We start from the raw sequence: 20,249 nt of genomic DNA, 5'->3' as shown, positions 1-20,249 counted from the left end.
GGTGGTTATTGCGGCGGGGCTCACCTCTTCCCATTTCGAACAGAGAAGTTAAGCCCGCTAGCGCAGATGGTACTGCCGTAAGGTGGGAGAGTATGTCGTCGCCCTTCTTTTGAAAAGCCTGATTACGCAAGTAGTCAGGCTTTTTTGTTTTTGGTTATCAGTGAACTGTTAACTGTGATCAGTGGCGAACGAGAGTTCGCTTTTTCTGTTTGGTGTAGGTTGGTGAGGTGATGAGTTGGTGAGGTGATGAGTTGGTGAGGTGATGAGATGGTGAGGTGGTGAGTCGCACAACAAACAACAAACAACACCCAGCGAATAAAAGAATATACGAAAAATGTGAAATAAGTAAATAAGATGTTATAATTTTGCATCATGATTTGTGAAATAATCTGTTAATTTATACGCAATTTGTATAGCATATATTATGAGTTTTTCAGGAAAGAAAATTATTAAACGGATCGCTATTACTTTGGGGGTTTTAGTGGTTTTTGTTTTGGGTTTGTTATTTGTGCTACCCATGTTTTTTAAAGATACAATCAATCAAGAGATTAAAAAGATGCTCGCTGATTCAATTGAAGGTGAGGTTGCTTTTGATGATATTGAGGTATCTTTCTATAAAAACTTCCCTTATCTAACAGCAACGGTTATCAATCCTAATATCGAAGGGGTGCAAGTAGATTCTTTGCATCCAACCAGACTACTTCAAGCAAAAGAGCTTGGTCTTGGTATTAATATGATGAGTTTGTTGAATTCTAAAGTTAGTTTTGACCGTGTCTTTGTAGATTCTCCAGTAGTTGATTTATTAGTTAATGAAAAAGGTGAAGCTAATTATATGGTTGTCAAATCCACTGAAGAAGAGGAGGACGATGAAAAGGGATTTGATCTTCAGATCGATCAACTAGAAATAAAAAATGCATTGTTGCGTTACTGTGATGAGGCGGGGAACTTGTACTTTACGGCTATTAATTTCGATTATTTAGGTAGTGGTAATATGAGTGAAGCTGTCTTTCAACTGAAGAGTAAAGTGCGTATTAAATCTTTTGACTTTAGTTTTGATGATGTTTACTATGTTAAAGACAAACCTGTTTTAGCTGATTTAGAAACATTAATTGATACAAAGTCCCTAACGTTTGAATTCCAAAAGAATAATTTGAAAGTTAAAGACTTGTTGGTAAGTTTCATCGGTAGATTTGGTTTTGTGGAGAATGGGTACGACATGTTATTTGATATTAATACGGAGAACTCAAGTTTGAATGAGTTGCTCTCTTTAGTACCACCAGAATATCAAACGTGGTTTGACAATACAAAGTTTACAGGTATAGTTGATGGGAAATTTAAGTTAGAAGGTCAGTTCTTGGCATTAGATACGATCATGCCGTCAATTAGCCTTGATTTAGCAATTGCTAACGGAGGAATTCAACATAAAGGAGTATCTGATCCCATTAAAGATTTGACGCTTGATTTTCACTTTAAAATGCCTTCATTAGACATGGAACAAAGTGAAGTGTCAATTGATAAATTAGCTTTTGATATTGCTGGACGTAAAAGTGATTTTCAATTGCATACCAAAGGGTTTGAAAAACCTAGTATTGAAAGTGTGATGGATTTGGATTTAGATCTTGATCTAATTCAACAAGCAGTTGGATTGACAGGTTTCAATATGAAAGGGGATCTTAAATTAAAGGGAACGGTAGACGGACAATTTGCTAAGGGGATTGTTGAGACAAGAACACTGCGCAAGGTAAAACGAGATACTGTGATTACGAGCATTCCTTCTTTTAATTTTGAAGGGATGATTCGCAATGGATATTTTAAATTAGATAGCTTACCGCAAGCGTTGAAGGAAATTAGCTTTGATGTAAAAGCAGAAGGACCGACGAATCAAATAAAAGATATTAAGTTTCGCGTTGATAACCTGAATCTTTTGGCGATGGACAATTTTGTCAAAGGTCATTTCGCTGTAAATAATTTAAAAACATACGACGTTGATGCTCGTATTGAAGCGAATATCGATTTTGATAATATTACAGAATTTATTCCATTTGACGAGGCTGTTTTAAGAGGAAACCTCATGATTGATGGAACGGTTAAAGGCAGTTATGAACCCAATAGGAAACGTTTCCCAGTGATGAACACTGAAGTGAAATTACACAAGGGATATGTACAGTTAAAAAGATTGCCAGAATTGCCGATTGAAGATATCGAGATTCACACTATTATTAAAAGTTCGAGAGGATCAATTAACGACCTTTCTATTGAAGTGTTACCAATTAACTTCAAAATCGCTAATGAACCTTTTCAATTGGCAGCAAGTTTATATAACTTGAATAATTTAAACTATAATATTACCTCCAAGGGAACGATTAATATTGGCGATTTTTATAAGATTTTTAAAATTGATGGTATTGATGTTCACGGTAAAATTATTACTAGTTTATTCTTAAAAGGACTGCAAAGTGATGCATTAAAAGGTGATTTCGACAAATTGAAAAATGGAGGAAAGTTTGAAGTGGATAATATTAGAATTCACTCCGACATGTTCCCCTATCCTTTACATATTAAGAAAGGTGTTTTCAAATTCTTTAAAGAAAAAATGGGCTTTGAAAAGTTTGTTGCTACTTATGGTAGTTCTGAGATTAATATGAAAGGGTACTTAACTAATGTGGTAGATTATATCTTAAAAGAAGATACTTTGAGAGGAAACTTTACCTTTGAGAGTCCTTATTTCAATGTGGATGAATTTATGATGTTTGATTCGAAAAGTGCCTCATCCAAAACTGCTACGGCAGCATCAACAGGAACGGGAGTGATTCAAGTTCCAAAAAATTTAAATATCTTGTTTGATGCGACAGCGAAAAAAATAAAATACTCCGAGTATAATTTAGAAAATTTCACAGGTAGCTTGTTAGTCAATGCAGGAAAAATTGATCTGCAAAAAACCGATTTTGAATTGATTGGTACTAAAGTAAATATGAATGGAACCTATCAGCCGACAGGATTTAGAAAAGCAAAATTTGACTATGCGATTCAAGCTTCTGAGTTTGATATTCAACGTGCCTATAAAGAAATTACTTTGTTTAGAGAAATGGTGAGTATGGCTAAAGATGCACACGGTCAAGTTTCTTTGAATTACAAATTAGCAGGTGATTTGGATAAAAATATGTTCCCTGTGTTTCGATCATTAGTTGGAGGAGGGTCATTAACTTTAGAGGACATCGAATTCAAAGGATTTAATTTACTTGGTGCAATTGCCAAGGAAACTAATACCAAATCATTAGAGGAAGGAAAAGCTAAAGATGTAGAAATCAAAACGACAATTAAAGACAACGTGATGACCATTGAACGCACGCGAATGAAAATGGCAGGCTTTAGACCGAGATTTGAAGGGCAAGTTAGTTTGGATGGTGAGATGAATATAGGTCTTCGATTGGGATTACCACCAATGGGAATTATAGGAATTCCGATGAAGATTCAAGGAAATTCAGATAATTTCAAGATAAAATTAGGTCGCTATAAACCGAGTGAAGTATTAGGTAAACCATCTGATCATGATGATGAGGAAGACGAAGAAGAACAAGAAGAAGGGGCAACAAATGAAACAGGTATACAAAATGAGGTAGTACCTAATTCAGAAGCTACAAAACCAACAGAAGAAGGCAGTAAAGAAGAAGTAAAAGAACAAATAGCTGAACCGGCAGCATAAAAAATAGAAGTTAGGGAGTAATCTCTAGCTTTTATTTTTTTTGCTAAGCATAGAAATAGTATTTTTACCTCTACATTTTTGAAATAAAACCACTATGATAGGAATCCCTTCCCTCACTGCAGAAGAATTAGCGTTAATTGCTCAGGGCGATCAAACACAGCCCATGTATGTGTACCAAAATACTGTTCCTGAAGAATTAGCTGTGCTTCAAGCGCATTGTATTGAACTTGACCCACAAGATCCCAACGTGAAAATGTTAATTGCTCGTATGTACAAAACAGTGACGGATGGTGATCGTGCAGGTGTTGGAATTGCAGCGCCACAAGTGGGACTGAATCGAAGAATGTTTTTAGTAAAGCGCTTTGATAAAGATGCAGAACCTTTTGAGTTTTTTATAAATCCGGAGATTATTTGGTACTCTACTTTATTGCAACAAGGAGAAGAAGGATGCCTGTCTATCGAAGATCGTTATGATAATGTCTATCGAAGTTTAGCTATTCAAATCACCTACTACGATTTAGAAGGCAAACACTACCAAGAAGTAGTTGAAGGCTATACTGCGGTAATCATGCAACACGAATACGATCACTTAAATGGAGTGCTGTTTACAGATCGAATCGAAGAACAATCGACTTGTCAGTATATAGATGCAACTACAGAAACGCCTTTAGCTTATGAAGTTTAGGTTGTACCGTTTTCTATGTCTTCTTTTTTTGTTTGGAGGAGGAATTCAGTGTTTGGCACAAAAAATTCCCGCTTATTCGATTAATGAGTTAGTGTGTCCTACAACAAATAAAGAGATTTTAGATTTGTACAACATGGGTTTTTCTGCATTAGAACAAACAGAATATTACAACACAGCTGGACGAATTTTCTTTCAAATTATTCAACAGGATAAGAAGCTGTGTGATGCTTACTATTATACTGGTGTGGCCCTGACTAAACAAGATAAAGACAATGCAGCCTATACCTATCTCTATTATGCAGATAGTTTAGCTACACAGCCAACGTTAACTTTTAAAGTGGCTTTGGCTGAATCAGCATTGCGCATCGATAATATTGGATTAGCGCGAAAGAAATACGAAGAAATTAAACAATACTTTCCCAATAGTCCAGAAGGATATTTCGGTCTGAGCTTAACTGCAACGTCAATTGGAGATATCGTAGAAGGGTTAGTCAATACAGATCGTACATTGGCTAAGTATAAAAATACAGGGCTATTAACGGAACAGCGTGAACAAGAAATCTATTTTATTAAAGCTATTCTTTTGCGGATGAATACGCAGTATGATAAAGCTATCGCTTTTTTTGAAAAAAGTAAACCTTATTTTGGCACGACAACTGATTTCTTGGCGAACTATGCTTTGGCAACTTATGAACTCTATAAACAAACGAAGGAAGATAAGTGGAAAGTAGAAAGTCAACGCGCCTTAGAACAGATTCAAGACCAAACAACGTTGAAGGATGATTTTATCCATCAATTTAACTATGACTAAAGAGCCAAGTTAATTTTAAATCCAACACCTCGAATACTGTTAATTTGTATGTTGTCATCGTCTGCTAAATATTTGCGCAAGCGCGTAACAAACACATCTAAACTTCTTCCATTAAAATAATCTGCAGACTGCCACAGTTGATTTAGAATCACCTCTCTTTCTAATATAGAGTGATTATATTGAATAAAAAGCAGGAGTAAATCTCTTTCTCTTTCGGTGAGTTGATAAGTCCTCTTAGCATTTTCTAAACGCAATAACGTCGGGTTAAAAGTATAGATACCTAAGTGATAAATAGTTGTCGTTTCAAGAGAAACATAGCGCAAAATATTGTCAATACGCAACTTTAATTCTTCCGGGTCACATGTTTTGGCAATATAATCTGCTGCTCCTAATTTTAAACCTAATAATCGATCGATATTTTGGTTCTTAGCCGTTAAAAACAGAAAAGGAATTCCGGGATAATTTTGATGTATCTCTTTCGCTAAAGTGAATCCATCTTTTACGGGAAGCATAATATCTAGAATAGCCAAATGAAAATGATGTTGTTGAAGTAAATCCATTACTTCTATAGAATTTGGAGTCCACACCACATCAAAGTTACTAATCTCTAGATACTGTTTTACTACAGTTCCATAGTCTATATCATCTTCAACAAGGAGAATTTTATGCATAAGGAATACGAATGATAAAGGTTGTTCCTTTGGTTACTATACTATTTAATCGAATGCTGCCTTGGTGTTTGTCTACAAGGTGCTTTACCTGATACAAGCCGATACCTAAACCAAGTGTATTGTGTACGTTGTTGTGTATAATACGATAGAATTTGCGGAAAATAAGAACTTGTTCTTTCTTTTCAATGCCAATTCCGTTATCAGATACCTCAATATACAATTTATTCTCTTTGGAATAAAGTGAACAAGTGATAAAAGTACCCCCATATTTAATACCATTCTCCAAAAGATTTAATAGAATGGTCTCTAGTTCTGTTTGAGGAAAGGGAATTGTATTTTCTACTACACTCCATGAAGCTTGAAAATCAATAGCCGAATTTCGTACTTTGAGATCTTCAATTAACTGTGTAAAATCAGCCTTCGTAAAAGAAAGCTCATCGGCATTGGCATTTGAGGACACACCCAATTGATTTTGCAAACGTTCTAATCGATCAATTTGTCTCTGAATCAATGCTACAGTTGGAGAATCATACTCTTGTTTTAGGTTGTTGCAACCGTATTTTAAGGTTGCAATAGGCAATTTAAATTCGTGCGAAACATTATCTACCATATTATGTAAACTCAAAACTTCCTGTTCTTTCTTTTTGATGGTTTTATACGTAATAAAATACAGGATTAGAATAAATGTACAAATGAGAAATGATCCTGCTAATAAAGGAAAGAGCTCACGAAGGGCAATACTGTTGAAATTGAGTACTTCAATGTATTTTTCTTGTTTTACTGTAAAGTGATTGGCATAATCTTCAGGACAGTCTTTACAAGGTTCATCTGATTTGTTACTACTGCTTTCTTCTACTTCCCATTCAGAAGAATTTACCCGTTGAGCATGTTTTACTTTTTGCTGGGTCTCTAAAATAGTGACTGGAGCTTTGAGCATATTTTCTTGAGTTGAATTGAGAATAACATGCGTCAAGTCAATACGATATGCTATCTGATAGCCTAAATCTGCAAAAGCACTATCTATTTTTTGCGTAGCGTCTAAGCTGATCGATTGTAAATAAGAAGCATTCTTTTTTTGAATATCTACTATTGTTGCCTTTTTTTGCAGCAAATCTAAAACTGCTTGGTACATTACATTATCCTTTTTCTTATTCTTTTTTTCAAAGGATAGCACGTTTTCTATTATGTCTATTCTGTCGTGGGCAATCTTGTGAATTTCTTTCCTTTTTAGTTCGAGCACTTGCATAAAATAGAAGACCATTATTCCAATCAAAAAGAGATAGAATAGACTAAAAGCAATGAGATAATACTTTGGTTTCGAGTACGTCATAGATACAAATTTAGTTTAAAATAACGGATATTAACTTCGACTTAGAGCATTAACCGTTCGTTAACCGTTCATTAACCCGTTTGAAATTTGTTTTGAATCATCTTTGTTTCAAATAAGTAAACAAATGGGACGTATTTTTATATGTATTGTACTGATGTTGATGGGTGTACTTTTACATGCACAACCTTCAACGGCATTAGTTAAGAGAAAGGTAGTAGATCAAAAGCAAGAAGCACTTGCGTTTGTCACTGTTTTAGTGAAAGATAAAGATGGAAGTGTAATTACTTCTTTTTATACAGATGATCAAGGTGAGTATCAGCTTGAAGCAAAAGATACTTGGGCTACAATTGAATTCCAATACATTGGATTTCAAACCCAAATTATAGCTTCGATAGATCGCATACCATCCATCTTAACCCTAGAAGAAGATAACGCACTTTTAGATGAAGTAGTGATCAGAGCGAAGAGGCCAACAATTAAACGCGAAATCGATCGCTTGATATTTAATGTACAAGATACACCTTTGGCAACAACAAATGCTTGGGATATTGTCAAACAAACTCCTGGTGTGAATGCTATAGGAGATAATCTAAGTATTAGAGGCAGTCAAAGTATCTTAGTAACGATCAATGATAAAAAAGTAATGTTGACGGGAGATCAATTGAAAGCCATGCTTGAAGGAACAGAGGGAACGCAAGTAGAAGCGGTAGAAGTGATTACGAATCCTCCTGCAAAATACGATGCACAGGGCAATGCCGTTCTGAATATTAAATTAAAAAAGAATACTTCATTAGGCTATAAAGGCAGTATTTCTGATCGATTCAAACAAACAACCTATGCATATAATACAGTTGGTACGCAGCATACGTATACTGGAGAAAAAGTAAATTGGTCAGGAAGCTATTCTTGGGGTACGGGAACAAGCGTGCGTTACAATGAAGACAATGTATTCTATGATAATGGAGAGCGATGGAGTAGTGTGATGACACGCAAAAACAAGATCAAAGGACAGCATAGTTTTCAAACTGAAATGGATATTAAACTTGATACAACTTTGACCTTAACCCTAGGAGGAAATGGTTATATTAATGAACAATCTAAAGGAGATTACGAGATTCCCACTTCCATTTACAACCCACTAGGTGTCGTTGAATCACATTATACTACATTGAATAAGAAACGATCAAATATGGATACCTATACAGGGTTTGTTTTGGTAGATAAAAAAATTAACGCTTCACAAAATTTATTGTGGTCGTCCTATTTTACGTATGATAAAGAACAAGATAACCAAGATGTACTGACAAAATTAAATTTTAAGGATCAACCTGAGGCAGAACGTTTTTTTGGTACAAAAGATAGGCAACGTACACGTCTGGCCGTTTCTGGTCTCGATTATAGTATCGACAATGAATCGACAAAATGGGAATTGGGAGGGAAGTACAGTATCGTAAAAGCAGCGTATTTACTAGATTTTTATGAAGGGAGTGAAGGAGATCATGTTCTTAATCCTGAAAAAAGCAACGTTTTTGACTACCAAGAAATCAATTGGGCTGCTTATACCTCTTATACTAAAAAGTGGAATAAATGGCAGACAAAGGTGGGGGTGAGAGGTGAATATACTGGGATTCAAACCAAAAGTACAGAGATGGGAAGTAATGCTCAATCGTATTTTAAACTATTTCCTAGTGCATATCTAAAATATGATCTAACGGATCAACAACAACTGAGCTTATCTTATAGTAAGCGCATTGATCGCCCTTCTTATTCTTGGATGAATCCAGCAAAGAGTTACTATAATTTATTTTCTTATTTCCAAGGCGATCCCGATTTGAAAGCAGCAATTAGCCACAATTTTAGTTTGAACTACACCTTTGATGAATTGAATATTGAATTGTTTTACAACAAAGAGATCCACCCCTCTATGGAAATATCGTATCAAGAGAACGATACAAATATGTTAATCTATCATTATACCAATATTGATAAAAGACAATTAGCAGGAATGATTGTCAATTATTCCTATCAAATTTTACCGCGTTGGTCTGTGAATTCTTTTATCTACTTACAACAACAAGAAGACTACTTTTATGGAGTAGATCAGCAGCTACATAAAAATGATGCTTTTGTTTTTGGTGGACGCCTGAATACAACAGTAAATCTTGATAAAGAAAACAATTGGAAAGCGATGTTGACCTATAATTTCTATACCCCAACAGTACAAGGGTCTTTCAAAATTAGCGGTTACCAACGCACGGACTTTATCATGAGTAAGGAGTTTAACCAGAAAAAATGGTCTGCAAATTTATATGTATACAATATTTTTGGAAGTGATCGTCAGATCATTAAAACACAATACGCCAACCAGTATAATTATTTCAAAGATTATATGGATACGCAGGGAGTTGCAATCGGTTTGCGATATAATATAGGTAATCAGAAAGTGAAATACGATAGTAAAGAATTGGATATGCAGGAAAAAGATCGCTTATAAATGGAGTTAGTAAAACAGGAAGGGAAGTTTAGTAGACTTTCCTTTTTGTTTTTATTTATTTAGTAAAAAAACGGAGGAGTTTGTTTGTGTAAATGTTAAAATAAATGTTACTTCTTTATTTCGTAGCTTTGTAGAGAAAACTAAAGGCTATGGATTTTGATTATTTTGACCAGATTCGTAAAATACGAACGGGAATTCGCTTTTACAGTGAATTATTAATAGAAGCATCTTGGAATGTATGGAATATCAAAACAAGAGTTGGTATTTTTTTCTTTTCCTTACTCATTGCTTTTCTTTGTACTTATTTCTTGACACCCGAGGTTTTCTCTGAAGCTCAGAAGTATACTTTTTTCATTTTAATATTCTCTATTTTACTTTGGGCAACAGAAGCGATTCCGCCTTTTGCTGTAGGGATTATGATTATTGGTTTCTTAGTGTATACCATGGGTAATATTGAAGGAGCAACCATTTCACCACAAGAAATATCGTCCACTTGGTCAGATAGTGTTATTTGGATATTCTTAGGAGGATTCTTTCTCAGTGAAGGAATGAGAAAAACCAATCTCGATTTGTCGTTGTTTAAGAAGACCATTGCTATTTTTGGTTCAAATCCTAGTAAACTAGTGTTGGGAATTATATTAGTCACATCCGTTTTATCATTAATTATTTCCAATACAGCAACAGCAGCTATGGTTTTAGCTTCAGTTATGCCGTTAATAGAACGAGAAGGAAAAGATTCACCCATGTCTAAGGCAATTTTAATTAGTATTCCAGCAGCAGCAACTTTTGCTGGTATGATTAGTATGGTGTCTACTCCTCCCAATTTAATTGTAGTAGATGTTCTGAAAACTAAAGGTTTTACGGTGAATTTTACTCAATGGTTGTTTTTGGGGTTAGTGCCTGCTGTTATTTTGCTAGCAGGATTCTGGTGGGCTGTTGTACGAAAATATACATCAAAAGTGAAAGGACTAGACGTTTCATTTGTTAATCAAGCCTTGGAAATGACTAATAGTTTGCGCTTGCAACGTTTAGCAGTGATTGTAATATTAGTTGTTACAGTTGGCATGTGGATGTTTGGTACTAAATACCATATTCCAACCGCAGGAGCCGCTATGGTACCTATTATGTTCTTGCCGATGTTAGGCATTATTACGGCAGAAGATGTGCGTAAACTTCCTTGGGACACCTTGATGCTCGTTGCTGGTGGATTGTCTTTAGGTATTGCTATTAAAGAGTTATTAGCTCCTTACTATTCTCAGTTTCTGGCAGGTGCAGAATTTAATGTTGTGGTAATGATGATTGTCTTTGCTGTTATAACCGTTTTATTTTCCAATATCATGAGTAGTACGGCTACCGCGACAATTTTAATCAATATCGCGGCTATTGTTTTACCAGTAGACCAATTATTACCCGTAGGTTTAGTCGTTGGACTTTGTGCCTCTTGCGGATTGTTTCTGCCTGTTTCTACACCGCCCAATGCCATCGTATTTGGTACAGGTATGCTCAAACAAAAAGACTTTAGACTAGGAGGAATGTTTGGTGCTTTTGTCGGAACAATTGTCATTATTTTATGGGTGTTGTTTTTACAAGAGTTCACAAGTTTTTTTGAGTATTTCAAGTAGATTATAGATCTATATAAATAGAAAGTAAAAAGCGCGAGGATATATTCCTTGCGCTTTTTTTTTGAGGTTACAAATTTTTAAATCAATTGCTCTCTTGCCGCTAAATGAAAGTATCGTTTTAAGAATAGATGAATTTATTTAGATAAAAAAATAAATATTATTCTCTAAAAACATACTAAATACACTGTTTTGGCCTCAAGCTACTAAATGGCGGTTTACTTTTTGAGGTAACTAAAGAAAGAAGGGTCAGTATAAAGGACGAAACGCAGTTTTTGAACCTATTATTGTTGATGAAATACAACAAAATGAGACTGCCTTGTTCGTTTTATTTAGATCTATTTTTTAGTAGTAACTCAACAAAAAACACATAATGGAAGATATGTTTTCAAACTATATTGATTCAACCCCAGAAGGATCTATTTTTTCCACAAAGAGAATATATAGTAATGCAATTGCAATTGCGAAACATTATATACCTGGAGTAAACCAACTTGTAGATGTTAAGTTTATAGCAGAAGGCAAAGAGTTAGTTAACTATAAAAGTTTTGAATTAGTCCAAAGTACCCAAGCCCATCATTCGTTTGTGGTATCCTTTAGTTGCGATTGCTTAGGGACTAAAGAGACGTATCGGATGGATGAAGCTCAAAAATTATTGGGAAAACACTTATTGGTTTCTATTCGGTACAAGAATTTGGTAGATAAACCCGAGCGTTTTTTTTCTGGTATTATTACTCAAGTCAGTTTTGAACAAGGAGATGGAAGTGAAGGGTATTTGATTCTCAAAGGGAACAGCCCTACTATTCTTTTAGATCAAGCGCCTCATTTGCAGAGTTTCGGAGGAAATGCTCCTGATTCATTGAGCTATATTGTAAACAAGATACTCGATCAGGGCTATTATAAGAATCAATTGTTTCAGTCTAGAATAAAATTGTCTAAGGACATTAATATTGCCTATAGCTGTCAGTATAATGAAACGGCTTATAATTATTTGACTCGTTTAGCAGCAATGTATGATGAACAATTTTTTTATGATGGTGAAATCCTTCATTTTGGTGAATTACCAAAGGGAGAAAAACCTATTTCTTTGGTCTATGGACGAGATGTAAGTCAGGTTGAAATACAGTTGCAAGCCCGTCATGTTAGTCGTCAGTTTTATGGATACAACAGCTTTATACATAAATATTTACATGCAGAAAGCGCAACAGATTTAAGGGTGAAAGGAACTTTAGCGAAGTCTTCTTATATGCGATCTAAAGAAATTTTCAAAACTCCTTCATTACAGCAAGTTCCACTCAAAGCTTCAACAGATCAAGATGTTTTACAGGCTCAACGTCATGTAATAGGCAATGAAGGAATTCAGGTGTTTGTCATTACAGGGGTTACTACAATTCCCTTTCTATATCCTGGCTGTGTGGTTGAATTGAATATGTTGCAACCCAATAAAAAAGTAAGTAGTCACTTTACAACCTTGATTATTACAGATATAGAACACACGGTTGATGCCTTAGGGCAGTATAGCGGAAAGTTTAAAGCAGTAGATGCACAAACGGGATACATTCCTCAACCTGTTTTTACTGCGCCAATCGCAGAACCACAAATAGGTATCGTAGTTAATAATGAAGATCCTAAAGGGAAAGGACGCGTACAAGTGCAGTTTAGCTGGCAAGACAGTAGCCAACAAACCGATTTTATTCGAGTAATGAGTGGAGATGCAGGAAGTAGTGATCAAGTAAAAACAAATCGCGGTATGGTTTTTATACCCGAAAAAGGCGATCAAGTAATGGTGAGTTTTGTCAGTAATCACCCTGATTGCCCATTTGTGATGGGAAGTTTTTTTCACGGAGGAAATGCAGCCGGAGGAGGAGTAAACAACCAAATTAAGAGCATTCAAACACGAAGCGGTCATACCCTAAAGTTTACGGAAGAAGAATCCATTGAAATCTATGATGTCAGTGGAAATTATATTTTACTCGATACAACTGAAAAAAGTATCAACCTAACTGCACCAGAAAGCATATTGCTAACCGCGAGAAATATACAACTACGAGCTAGTGAAAATGTTACAATTCAAGCTAGTGAGAATATTGATCTAGGTGCACAAAGAAACTTAACAGTAACCGCAGGAGAAAACTACTATTTGACCGCAAATAACCAGTATGCGACGGTGGTAGCTACAACTAAAATAGAGAGTAAAACGTATTTTGTGATAAGTGAAGTCGGTCGAATAGAAACCACACAGGAGAGCTTACAATTAGCTTCTACTAAAGAAGTAGAGAATTTAAGCGGTAAAAGAGTAAAAATATTCTAATGATAAAGTCAGATGTTACCTTGGTTTTTGCGTATAAGGAAAGTAGAAAGTACCGATTTGTATGTCAAGATACAAAAGTCAATCAATCCCAAACCATACAATATAACGCAACAATTAGCAGAGATAAAAAATGGAAGTATTCCGCTCCCATTTATATCGTTGAACGTAGTAAACAGCAAATTTTTTCTCAAGACGATTATCTCTTAGCAGAAGCTATTGCAATGAGTTCGACGATTGGACAACAGCTTCACTTGAAGATTAGCGAACAAGGAGAAATACAGCAGTTCCTAAATATAAAAGAAATCCAAGCGTATTGGCAGACTAGGTTGAAAATTCAACTCCAATCCCAATATGAAGGAAGAGCGATCGATATGATAATCACTCAATTAGATGAAGTAGTTGAGGAGGAAGTTCGTTTTGTAGAAAAATTGCAAAATGATGTCTTTTTTAACCACTTATGTGGGATTCTTCCCGGCACCTATCAGTACAAATCAGAGGAACAAAATTATATAAAGAAGAGTGGAAAGCAACCACAAGGTATTTGTTATCGCTATGAAATCGATTTATTGGAAAATAAGGGAATTACAATACAAGGAGTAGGTAAACAAACTAGAGAACGTTTAGCGCAATTAAAAAAATTGTGGCAATTGGAAGGAGATGAGGAATTAACCTATGAGGGAATTATTGAAGGAGAGTTAAATGAAAGAAGTGAAATTGTAAACCTAAGTAGCAAAGAATTATATACCTATGGACGTTCGATTTATCGCTCCACTATTATAAAATTAAATTTAGACTAATACGCTGTAACAGAAAATACGATGAAAAATACACCTCCTGAATTCGTGTCTCAAGAACCTCAAAAACAAGAAGCGGTGTCTAATAGATTGATTATTAGTGAAGGATTGATTGAAAAAGGAAATCATCAGACTGCGGATTCAAAAGATTTTGCAAAACTACAAGAAAAAACTAGGGCTGAAACAGTAGTAGCAGAAGAAGAGACGCTACCACTATCCGAGTATATTGTATGCTCAGGAGCGAAATGTCAATGTACAGGTAATCCTAGTGTTTTTTCAACTTTGTCGATTATGACGCACCAAAAGTATTACGCCAACGCAGCGGATAAATTAGTAGCGACCATTGAAGACAATCAGTTTGAGGAAGGAGAATCTCCATTTAAGCTGTGTAAACACAAAAAGGGCAACGATAAGACCTGTACCTACCAGGCAGAGGGATTTTGGAAGGTAAAAGAAAACGATCATTTTCCTTTGGTTGGCAATAAGGATGTCTTGACTGAAACCGGAAAATTACGCTGTGTAATTGGCGGAGAATTATCCATTTTTACCCATGGTCAGATCGTGAGTATCACAGAAGAAGAAGTTGAGGAAATCAAAGATGTTTTTCCCAATTTGCCTGCTTTGAATTGTCTGTTGGATTTTGATACTCTCTTGGATACTTCTGATGAGGTAATCTATGTGTCTAATGTCAATAGATTGGAATTAACCAATACACCGTACATCAAAATTGGTGCACTTGCCGATGGCGGTGCACAGGCTTTGCGTGTACTCAAAGGCGAACAACTTGTGTTTAAAGCTACAACCCCTACTAACGAAAGTGGAAGGTACATCAGTTGGAGCGTTACGGAAGTCGCACCTGAATCAACCGTACTTGATGGAGGAAAAACAGGGCAGTCTATCACGCTGGGAATTACCTCAGACCATGTAATATACAATGCCGTGGAAACAACAAGTCGAACGTTTACTATAACTCCAACACAAACGGGAACTTTCTTAGTTTCTGCAGCGAGAAAGCCCAAAGATCAAGAAAAGAAAACCTATTACGCCACGTTCTACTACTATTTGGAAGTGGTGGATTACGCCACAATACAAGCCCTAGAACTAAGTAATAATGTTCAAGAAGTTCGCCGAGGTGATGAGGTAGTTCTTATCATTCACAGCGACATTGAATTACCCGAAGCTCAATTGGACTTATTGAGCCTTCGAGTTACCGTTCAAAGTGCGCATGAAGCAGATAATATAGCAATGATTTATAGAGTGAAAGGAAGTCCTACTTTTGTACAAGAAGGAAATAAGATCAAAGCTACTTTTACCTGTTCAAATATCAATGTGTATCACGTACAGGTTTATTACAATGACCAACCTCTAAGCGAGATTCCAACGCGAACTTTTGAGGTTATCCCCAATAAAGTCCTTTCTTTTACTCCCAAAGTAGAACGCATTCGCTTAGGGAGTGAGATTGTGTTTACAGCCCAACTTCTTGATGAAGAAAATATAAACCCCAGTGCCGTAAATTGGAGAATTAAGGCACCCAATAGTTCATATTTTCAAGATTATTTGGTTAAAAATAAAATAGTGAACCTATCCTTTCCTCAAGTAGGAAAGTACGACATAGAATGTGTTTATGGTAGTTGGTTTATCCTAAAAAACAAGTATCGACACACCATTGAAGTCGTCGATAATTCCATTGAACGTATTAGTATAACCTCTGGTATAGTTCCACCAAAAGAAGATTCATCCACAGCTCATAGCGTTTACCGCAAACGTATGTTTACTGTAGCCTTGATCTTGCCTTTGGGGTATCAGCCTCCTACGGATGGAGCAGTCTATGTCGAAAAAAATGAAATAGAACGCACAGGCTTTTATAAAAAGATATGGAATAAGATTTCTCAATCTAAACCAGCATTAGCAATTTCCCGTATAACCAACAATCGAGATTCAGAAATTTTGTGGCGTCTAAGTTATGTTAAAGGTTCCAAGAAAAAGAATGGACTGAATTTTTATATCAACTATCCCCATGTTCTAGAAAAAGGAAACTTTGCAGAAGAAACTGCCGTAGAAACTCAACAATTGGAAGGGATTTTCATTTCTCGTATTTCAACTGACAAAGAAGAAATAGAGTTGCGATCTACTATCGCTACCCTAGATTTTCAACTGGAAGAGCAGGGAACCTATCAATTAGAAGTAATGGTTAATGGCAAAAGTCTAACCTGTGAAATAGAATGTATAGAAGGCAGAGTCAACCGTTGGGAATTTGTAGATGATTACGATCAACCTGTGCATTATTTGAGTTTTAATGAGGATTTTAAGATTAGCACCGAGCTTGTTGGTTTTGAAAATACCCAAGCCAGTATCGCGTATTGGTATGACTATCGCAATCGAAAAAAAGAAGTACTTGAGTTGTATCGAGATACGATTTCCTTTGACAGTAATGGAAAGGGTACGCATACGGTGAAGCAATCCTCCGAATTCTGGAAGAATTTTGCCACGAAAGTCCCAGAAGGTAAAGGAGAAGAATATAGTATATTTTTCGCGATTAGTGAAGAGATAGGGTTATCCAATGTCAAGCGAAACTTATTTGACAGTCACGAAGCCTTGGAAGGTTTTATTTATCCGATAGACACCACGAATACGTATGGGATAATTAGCAAATCGCTGCGGTTTGAGGCGTATTTCAACAAGGAAAATCACCAACGTCTTGTAGAACCGCGATTGTATGGTCAACCAGTAGAAGTGCAAGTACGCCGTATTTTAGGTCGGTATACTCCTTGGACAAGTGCTCCTGATGCATTGACGTTGACGTTTTACGAGAATACGAATCTCAATCTTTTTAAACTCGAATTTGCAGACCGCAAAGCCACTTCGATGGACTTGAAGATTGAACCAGGTAAAAACACAGTGTATACACCTCTGTTAGATACATGTGATGATATTGTGTACAAAGAATCTTCTCATGAAAAAGATCGGAAATCCAAGATTAACCCTCGCGTATTTTATATGGGGATATCCTATGAAGTTGAAGAAGAAGTCAGCTACTGGGGACTCAAACAAATCAAGACGAACGTCATCGAAGAGCTCTTTCCACGAGGGTATACCCGAACCCTTGCAAATAACACCTTGTTGGTGAATCCGCTCCGATCGGAAATAGAGGTAGGAATAAGTGAAAAAAACAGAGAAAAACGAATCAAACAAAACGAAGAAACCATCGCGCGATACCGAGCAGAGGGAAAATTTGGACACCAATATTTACATCAGTTAAAACTGGTAAAAGAGATAGCCTTCGGTCAGGCGTTTACCGATAAGAAAATACCCGTCAAAGTAGAGCGTGCTCCACATCGATTACCAGATGAGGTTTCGTATGAAAAATGTCCGAATTGCATTGCTCCAGTGACTGTGGATCAACTAGCAGAAATTTTTAAAGGATCAGATCGAACAATTCTTGAGGCAGTAGCCAAAGCCTATACTGATTATATGACGGAATTTAAAATGAATACGTGTTGGAATAAAGCCCATTTTTTTGCTCAAACTCTAATTGAGTCTGGAGAAAAAATGAATTTAAAAAAGGGTGAATCTTTTACTTATGACTTGAGTGTTGCTGCTAAGAGGAAGTATTTTCTAGATTTATTTTGTTCAAAATTCTTTAAAGGCAAATACATTAATGGAAAATGGGTGTCTGAAAAAGATGTAAACGCAAAATTTAAAGACGAAGAGAACAGAGTGTTTAAATCAGAGGAAGCGTATAATAAGTTTAAAGAAATACGTGAAATGACGAATAATCAGGAGCGGATAAAAGAGCAAGTGATTGCTAATTTTGTTTATGGAGATCGATTGGGAAATAAAAGTGAATTAGAAGGAGAGGGATGGCGTTTTAGAGGGAGAGGATTATGCCAAGTTACAGGAAGAACTAATCAAGTCAGGGCGTACAGTCAAATTAAAACACATCAGCAATTTAAGGGACTAGATATAGATTTAGTAGAAGATGCAGATAAAATCGTTTCTATTTTAGATAATAGTTCATATCTATTAACTGCTTTTTCTATGGCGCATTGGAAAAATGTTGTTTTAAATCATATTTCCAATATGGAAGAGGATACAGATGATATTTCAAAAGTGATAGGAATTGATGTTGCTTGGAAAGAGAAGAAAATAGCTTTTGATCAAAAAACCTCTATAAAATTTAAAACAGAGGAATGCACCTTTACTTATTTTCCTGATTATGGTGATGGTGTATTGGAGATGATGAAGCGATATGCAGAAGAGGGAAAAAACTACAAACAAGACAGCAACCGAACAAGTTTAAAGTACAAGGATATCAAAGAAGTTGATTGCTCGGAGTTTGTCTGCATCTACCTGCACTTAATAGGACTAACAAAAGATGTTGCTTGGTTAACTACTGTAGATATGGTTTCTGAAGAAGCTTTCCTGAAAAATGGCAGTTACAAAAAATTACTCAACGAGGGATGTAGTATAGAACATATTGATGGTAAAGATGGTGTTTTTGACCCCAATTTTGAACCACAGCCAGGGGATATATTTGTGTGGAGGAGATTAAAACCCGGAAGAACAAAGGAGGACGGTCATACAGGTATCGTATATACCTATGATAAAACGACTAAGATAGTGACCATTTTAGAGGCATTAACAGAGAGTGGTGACATGGATACTCATATCAATACTAAGTTTAGAAATTTAAGCGATGAAGAAAGAAGTAAAAAAAAAACTGATAAATCAGAAGATAATAAAACTAGAGTATCGTATTATCAATTGATAGGGAAAGCACTACAGACACATGCAGGATGGAAAGGATATTTTAGACCAAAAGGATATAGTAAAACATTATAAAAATATGAAAAGAGGAATAATTATCGTGCTATTAAGCTTGAGTTTGTTAAGTTGTCAAGGAAAAGACAAAGAAATAACCCAAACAGAACAGATTGCAACGCAAGAACAAGAACCAAAGAAACTACATTGGAGGGATTTACCACAGTATGTCGATCCAAAAGACGAAACGTATAAAGAAATTATGAAAGGAAGAGAAGAAAAGTATCAGCAAGCAATGAAAAACCTTACTTATGATGGAGTGCCAGATTCAGGGTTTGTTGAATCAGATTATAGTATTAATGACCTAAATCTTATGAATGAGTTGTACTATGATGGATTAAAATCAATGGGTTTTCAATTTCCGAGTGAGGAAGTTTTTAATCAACGTGTAAAAGAGTTTTATGGAGTAGATCTTACACAGGATCAATCTAATAATCCTAGAGTAAGAAGAGTGGGAGATTTTTTAATCTTAGTTCCTAAGTTACATGCAGAGAAGACATATAAAGAAGTACCTATGTTAGTGTTCTCTTATCCTTGTATTGTATTTGATATAAAAAGAAGGTATTATGCAAATAATTTAATAATATCCTCAGAAAAAAAGGATGATTACGATGAGGAATATTATCAATTTGGAATGGGTTCATTAGCTCTAGCTTATAATAATTATATCTTTTATGAGAGTAAAGCTGCCCTAGTTAGAATATATCGATATGCTGTTACTGATTTCACTGTCATAGGAGGTAATGATAACCTGCCTATTGATCTACTCAAAAATTATCAGAAGAAGATATTAAAAGAATATAACGAGATGAGCGAACGTACGCGCAAAGGTTGGGATTACCGTATGTTTGATCGGTTATTTTTTTCTCGTGGTTTTGATGGGAAGCTAATTGTAAAGAAAAAGATGTTAGCCGCTGCTATAGAATTAGCTCAAGAAGATGAAGATTATATCCGTGTTCCTTTGGATTATTACTTTGTTCAAATGACAACCGATTACATTCCCGATGAAT

11 protein-coding genes and 1 rRNA gene are annotated in these 20,249 nt (G+C 35.6%); 10 read left to right on the top strand and 2 right to left on the bottom strand.

The features are described from left to right. The 4 genes from rrf to H4K33_RS15815 form a co-directional block, all read left to right on the top strand. Positions 1-107 (top strand): 5S ribosomal RNA (gene rrf, locus H4K33_RS15830); the annotation flags it as partial. 317 nt (positions 108-424) lie between these two features. Then, positions 425-3,703: an AsmA-like C-terminal region-containing protein gene (locus H4K33_RS15825; protein WP_182650749.1), complete on the top strand. Its 3,279-nt coding sequence runs from the start codon at positions 425-427 to the stop codon at positions 3,701-3,703. 94 nt (positions 3,704-3,797) lie between these two features. Continuing rightward, positions 3,798-4,388: a peptide deformylase gene (gene def / locus H4K33_RS15820; RefSeq protein ID WP_182650747.1), complete on the top strand. Its 591-nt coding sequence runs from the start codon at positions 3,798-3,800 to the stop codon at positions 4,386-4,388. Beyond that, positions 4,378-5,199: a M48 family metallopeptidase gene (locus H4K33_RS15815; protein ID WP_182650745.1), complete on the top strand. Its 822-nt coding sequence runs from the start codon at positions 4,378-4,380 to the stop codon at positions 5,197-5,199. The genes def and H4K33_RS15815 overlap by 11 nt, the downstream gene beginning before the upstream one ends. Here the strand turns inward: H4K33_RS15815 and H4K33_RS15810 are convergent. After that, positions 5,196-5,870 (bottom strand): response regulator transcription factor, encoded by a 675-nt coding sequence (locus H4K33_RS15810; protein WP_182650742.1) that lies wholly within the window; start codon positions 5,868-5,870, stop codon positions 5,196-5,198. The two genes, H4K33_RS15815 and H4K33_RS15810, sit on opposite strands and share 4 nt — an antisense overlap. Continuing rightward, positions 5,863-7,200, bottom strand: coding sequence for a sensor histidine kinase KdpD (locus H4K33_RS15805; protein ID WP_182650740.1), 1,338 nt, complete (start codon positions 7,198-7,200; stop codon positions 5,863-5,865). The genes H4K33_RS15810 and H4K33_RS15805 overlap by 8 nt, the downstream gene beginning before the upstream one ends. A gap of 124 nt (positions 7,201-7,324) precedes the next feature. On the opposite strand from H4K33_RS15805, the gene H4K33_RS15800 reads away from it, so the two are divergent. The 6 genes from H4K33_RS15800 to H4K33_RS15775 form a co-directional block, all read left to right on the top strand. After that, the gene (locus H4K33_RS15800) at positions 7,325-9,694 is read left to right on the top strand and encodes an outer membrane beta-barrel family protein (protein WP_182650738.1); all 2,370 of its coding nucleotides are present in this window, start codon (positions 7,325-7,327) and stop codon (positions 9,692-9,694) included. A gap of 149 nt (positions 9,695-9,843) precedes the next feature. Then, the gene (locus H4K33_RS15795) at positions 9,844-11,316 is read left to right on the top strand and encodes a DASS family sodium-coupled anion symporter (protein ID WP_182650736.1); all 1,473 of its coding nucleotides are present in this window, start codon (positions 9,844-9,846) and stop codon (positions 11,314-11,316) included. Between the two features lie 370 nt (positions 11,317-11,686). After that, a complete protein-coding gene (locus tag H4K33_RS15790) occupies positions 11,687-13,624 on the top strand; it encodes a type VI secretion system Vgr family protein (protein WP_255493789.1) in 1,938 nt (645 codons plus the stop codon). Next, entirely contained in the window at positions 13,624-14,421 is a 798-nt protein-coding gene (locus tag H4K33_RS15785) for a hypothetical protein (protein WP_182650734.1), read from the top strand. Before H4K33_RS15790 ends, H4K33_RS15785 begins: the two co-directional genes overlap by 1 nt. 21 nt (positions 14,422-14,442) lie before the next feature. Then, positions 14,443-19,260, top strand: coding sequence for a PAAR-like protein (locus H4K33_RS15780; RefSeq protein WP_182650732.1), 4,818 nt, complete (start codon positions 14,443-14,445; stop codon positions 19,258-19,260). A 4-nt stretch (positions 19,261-19,264) separates the two neighbouring features. Further along, a partial coding sequence (locus H4K33_RS15775) for a hypothetical protein (RefSeq protein ID WP_182650730.1) occupies positions 19,265-20,249 on the top strand: 985 nt, incomplete at its 3' end.

Origin of the sequence: Myroides sp. WP-1, from assembly GCF_014145635.1 — a bacterium.
Lineage (GTDB): Bacteria > Bacteroidota > Bacteroidia > Flavobacteriales > Flavobacteriaceae > Flavobacterium.
This window is presented reverse-complemented; position numbering and strand designations above follow the sequence as displayed.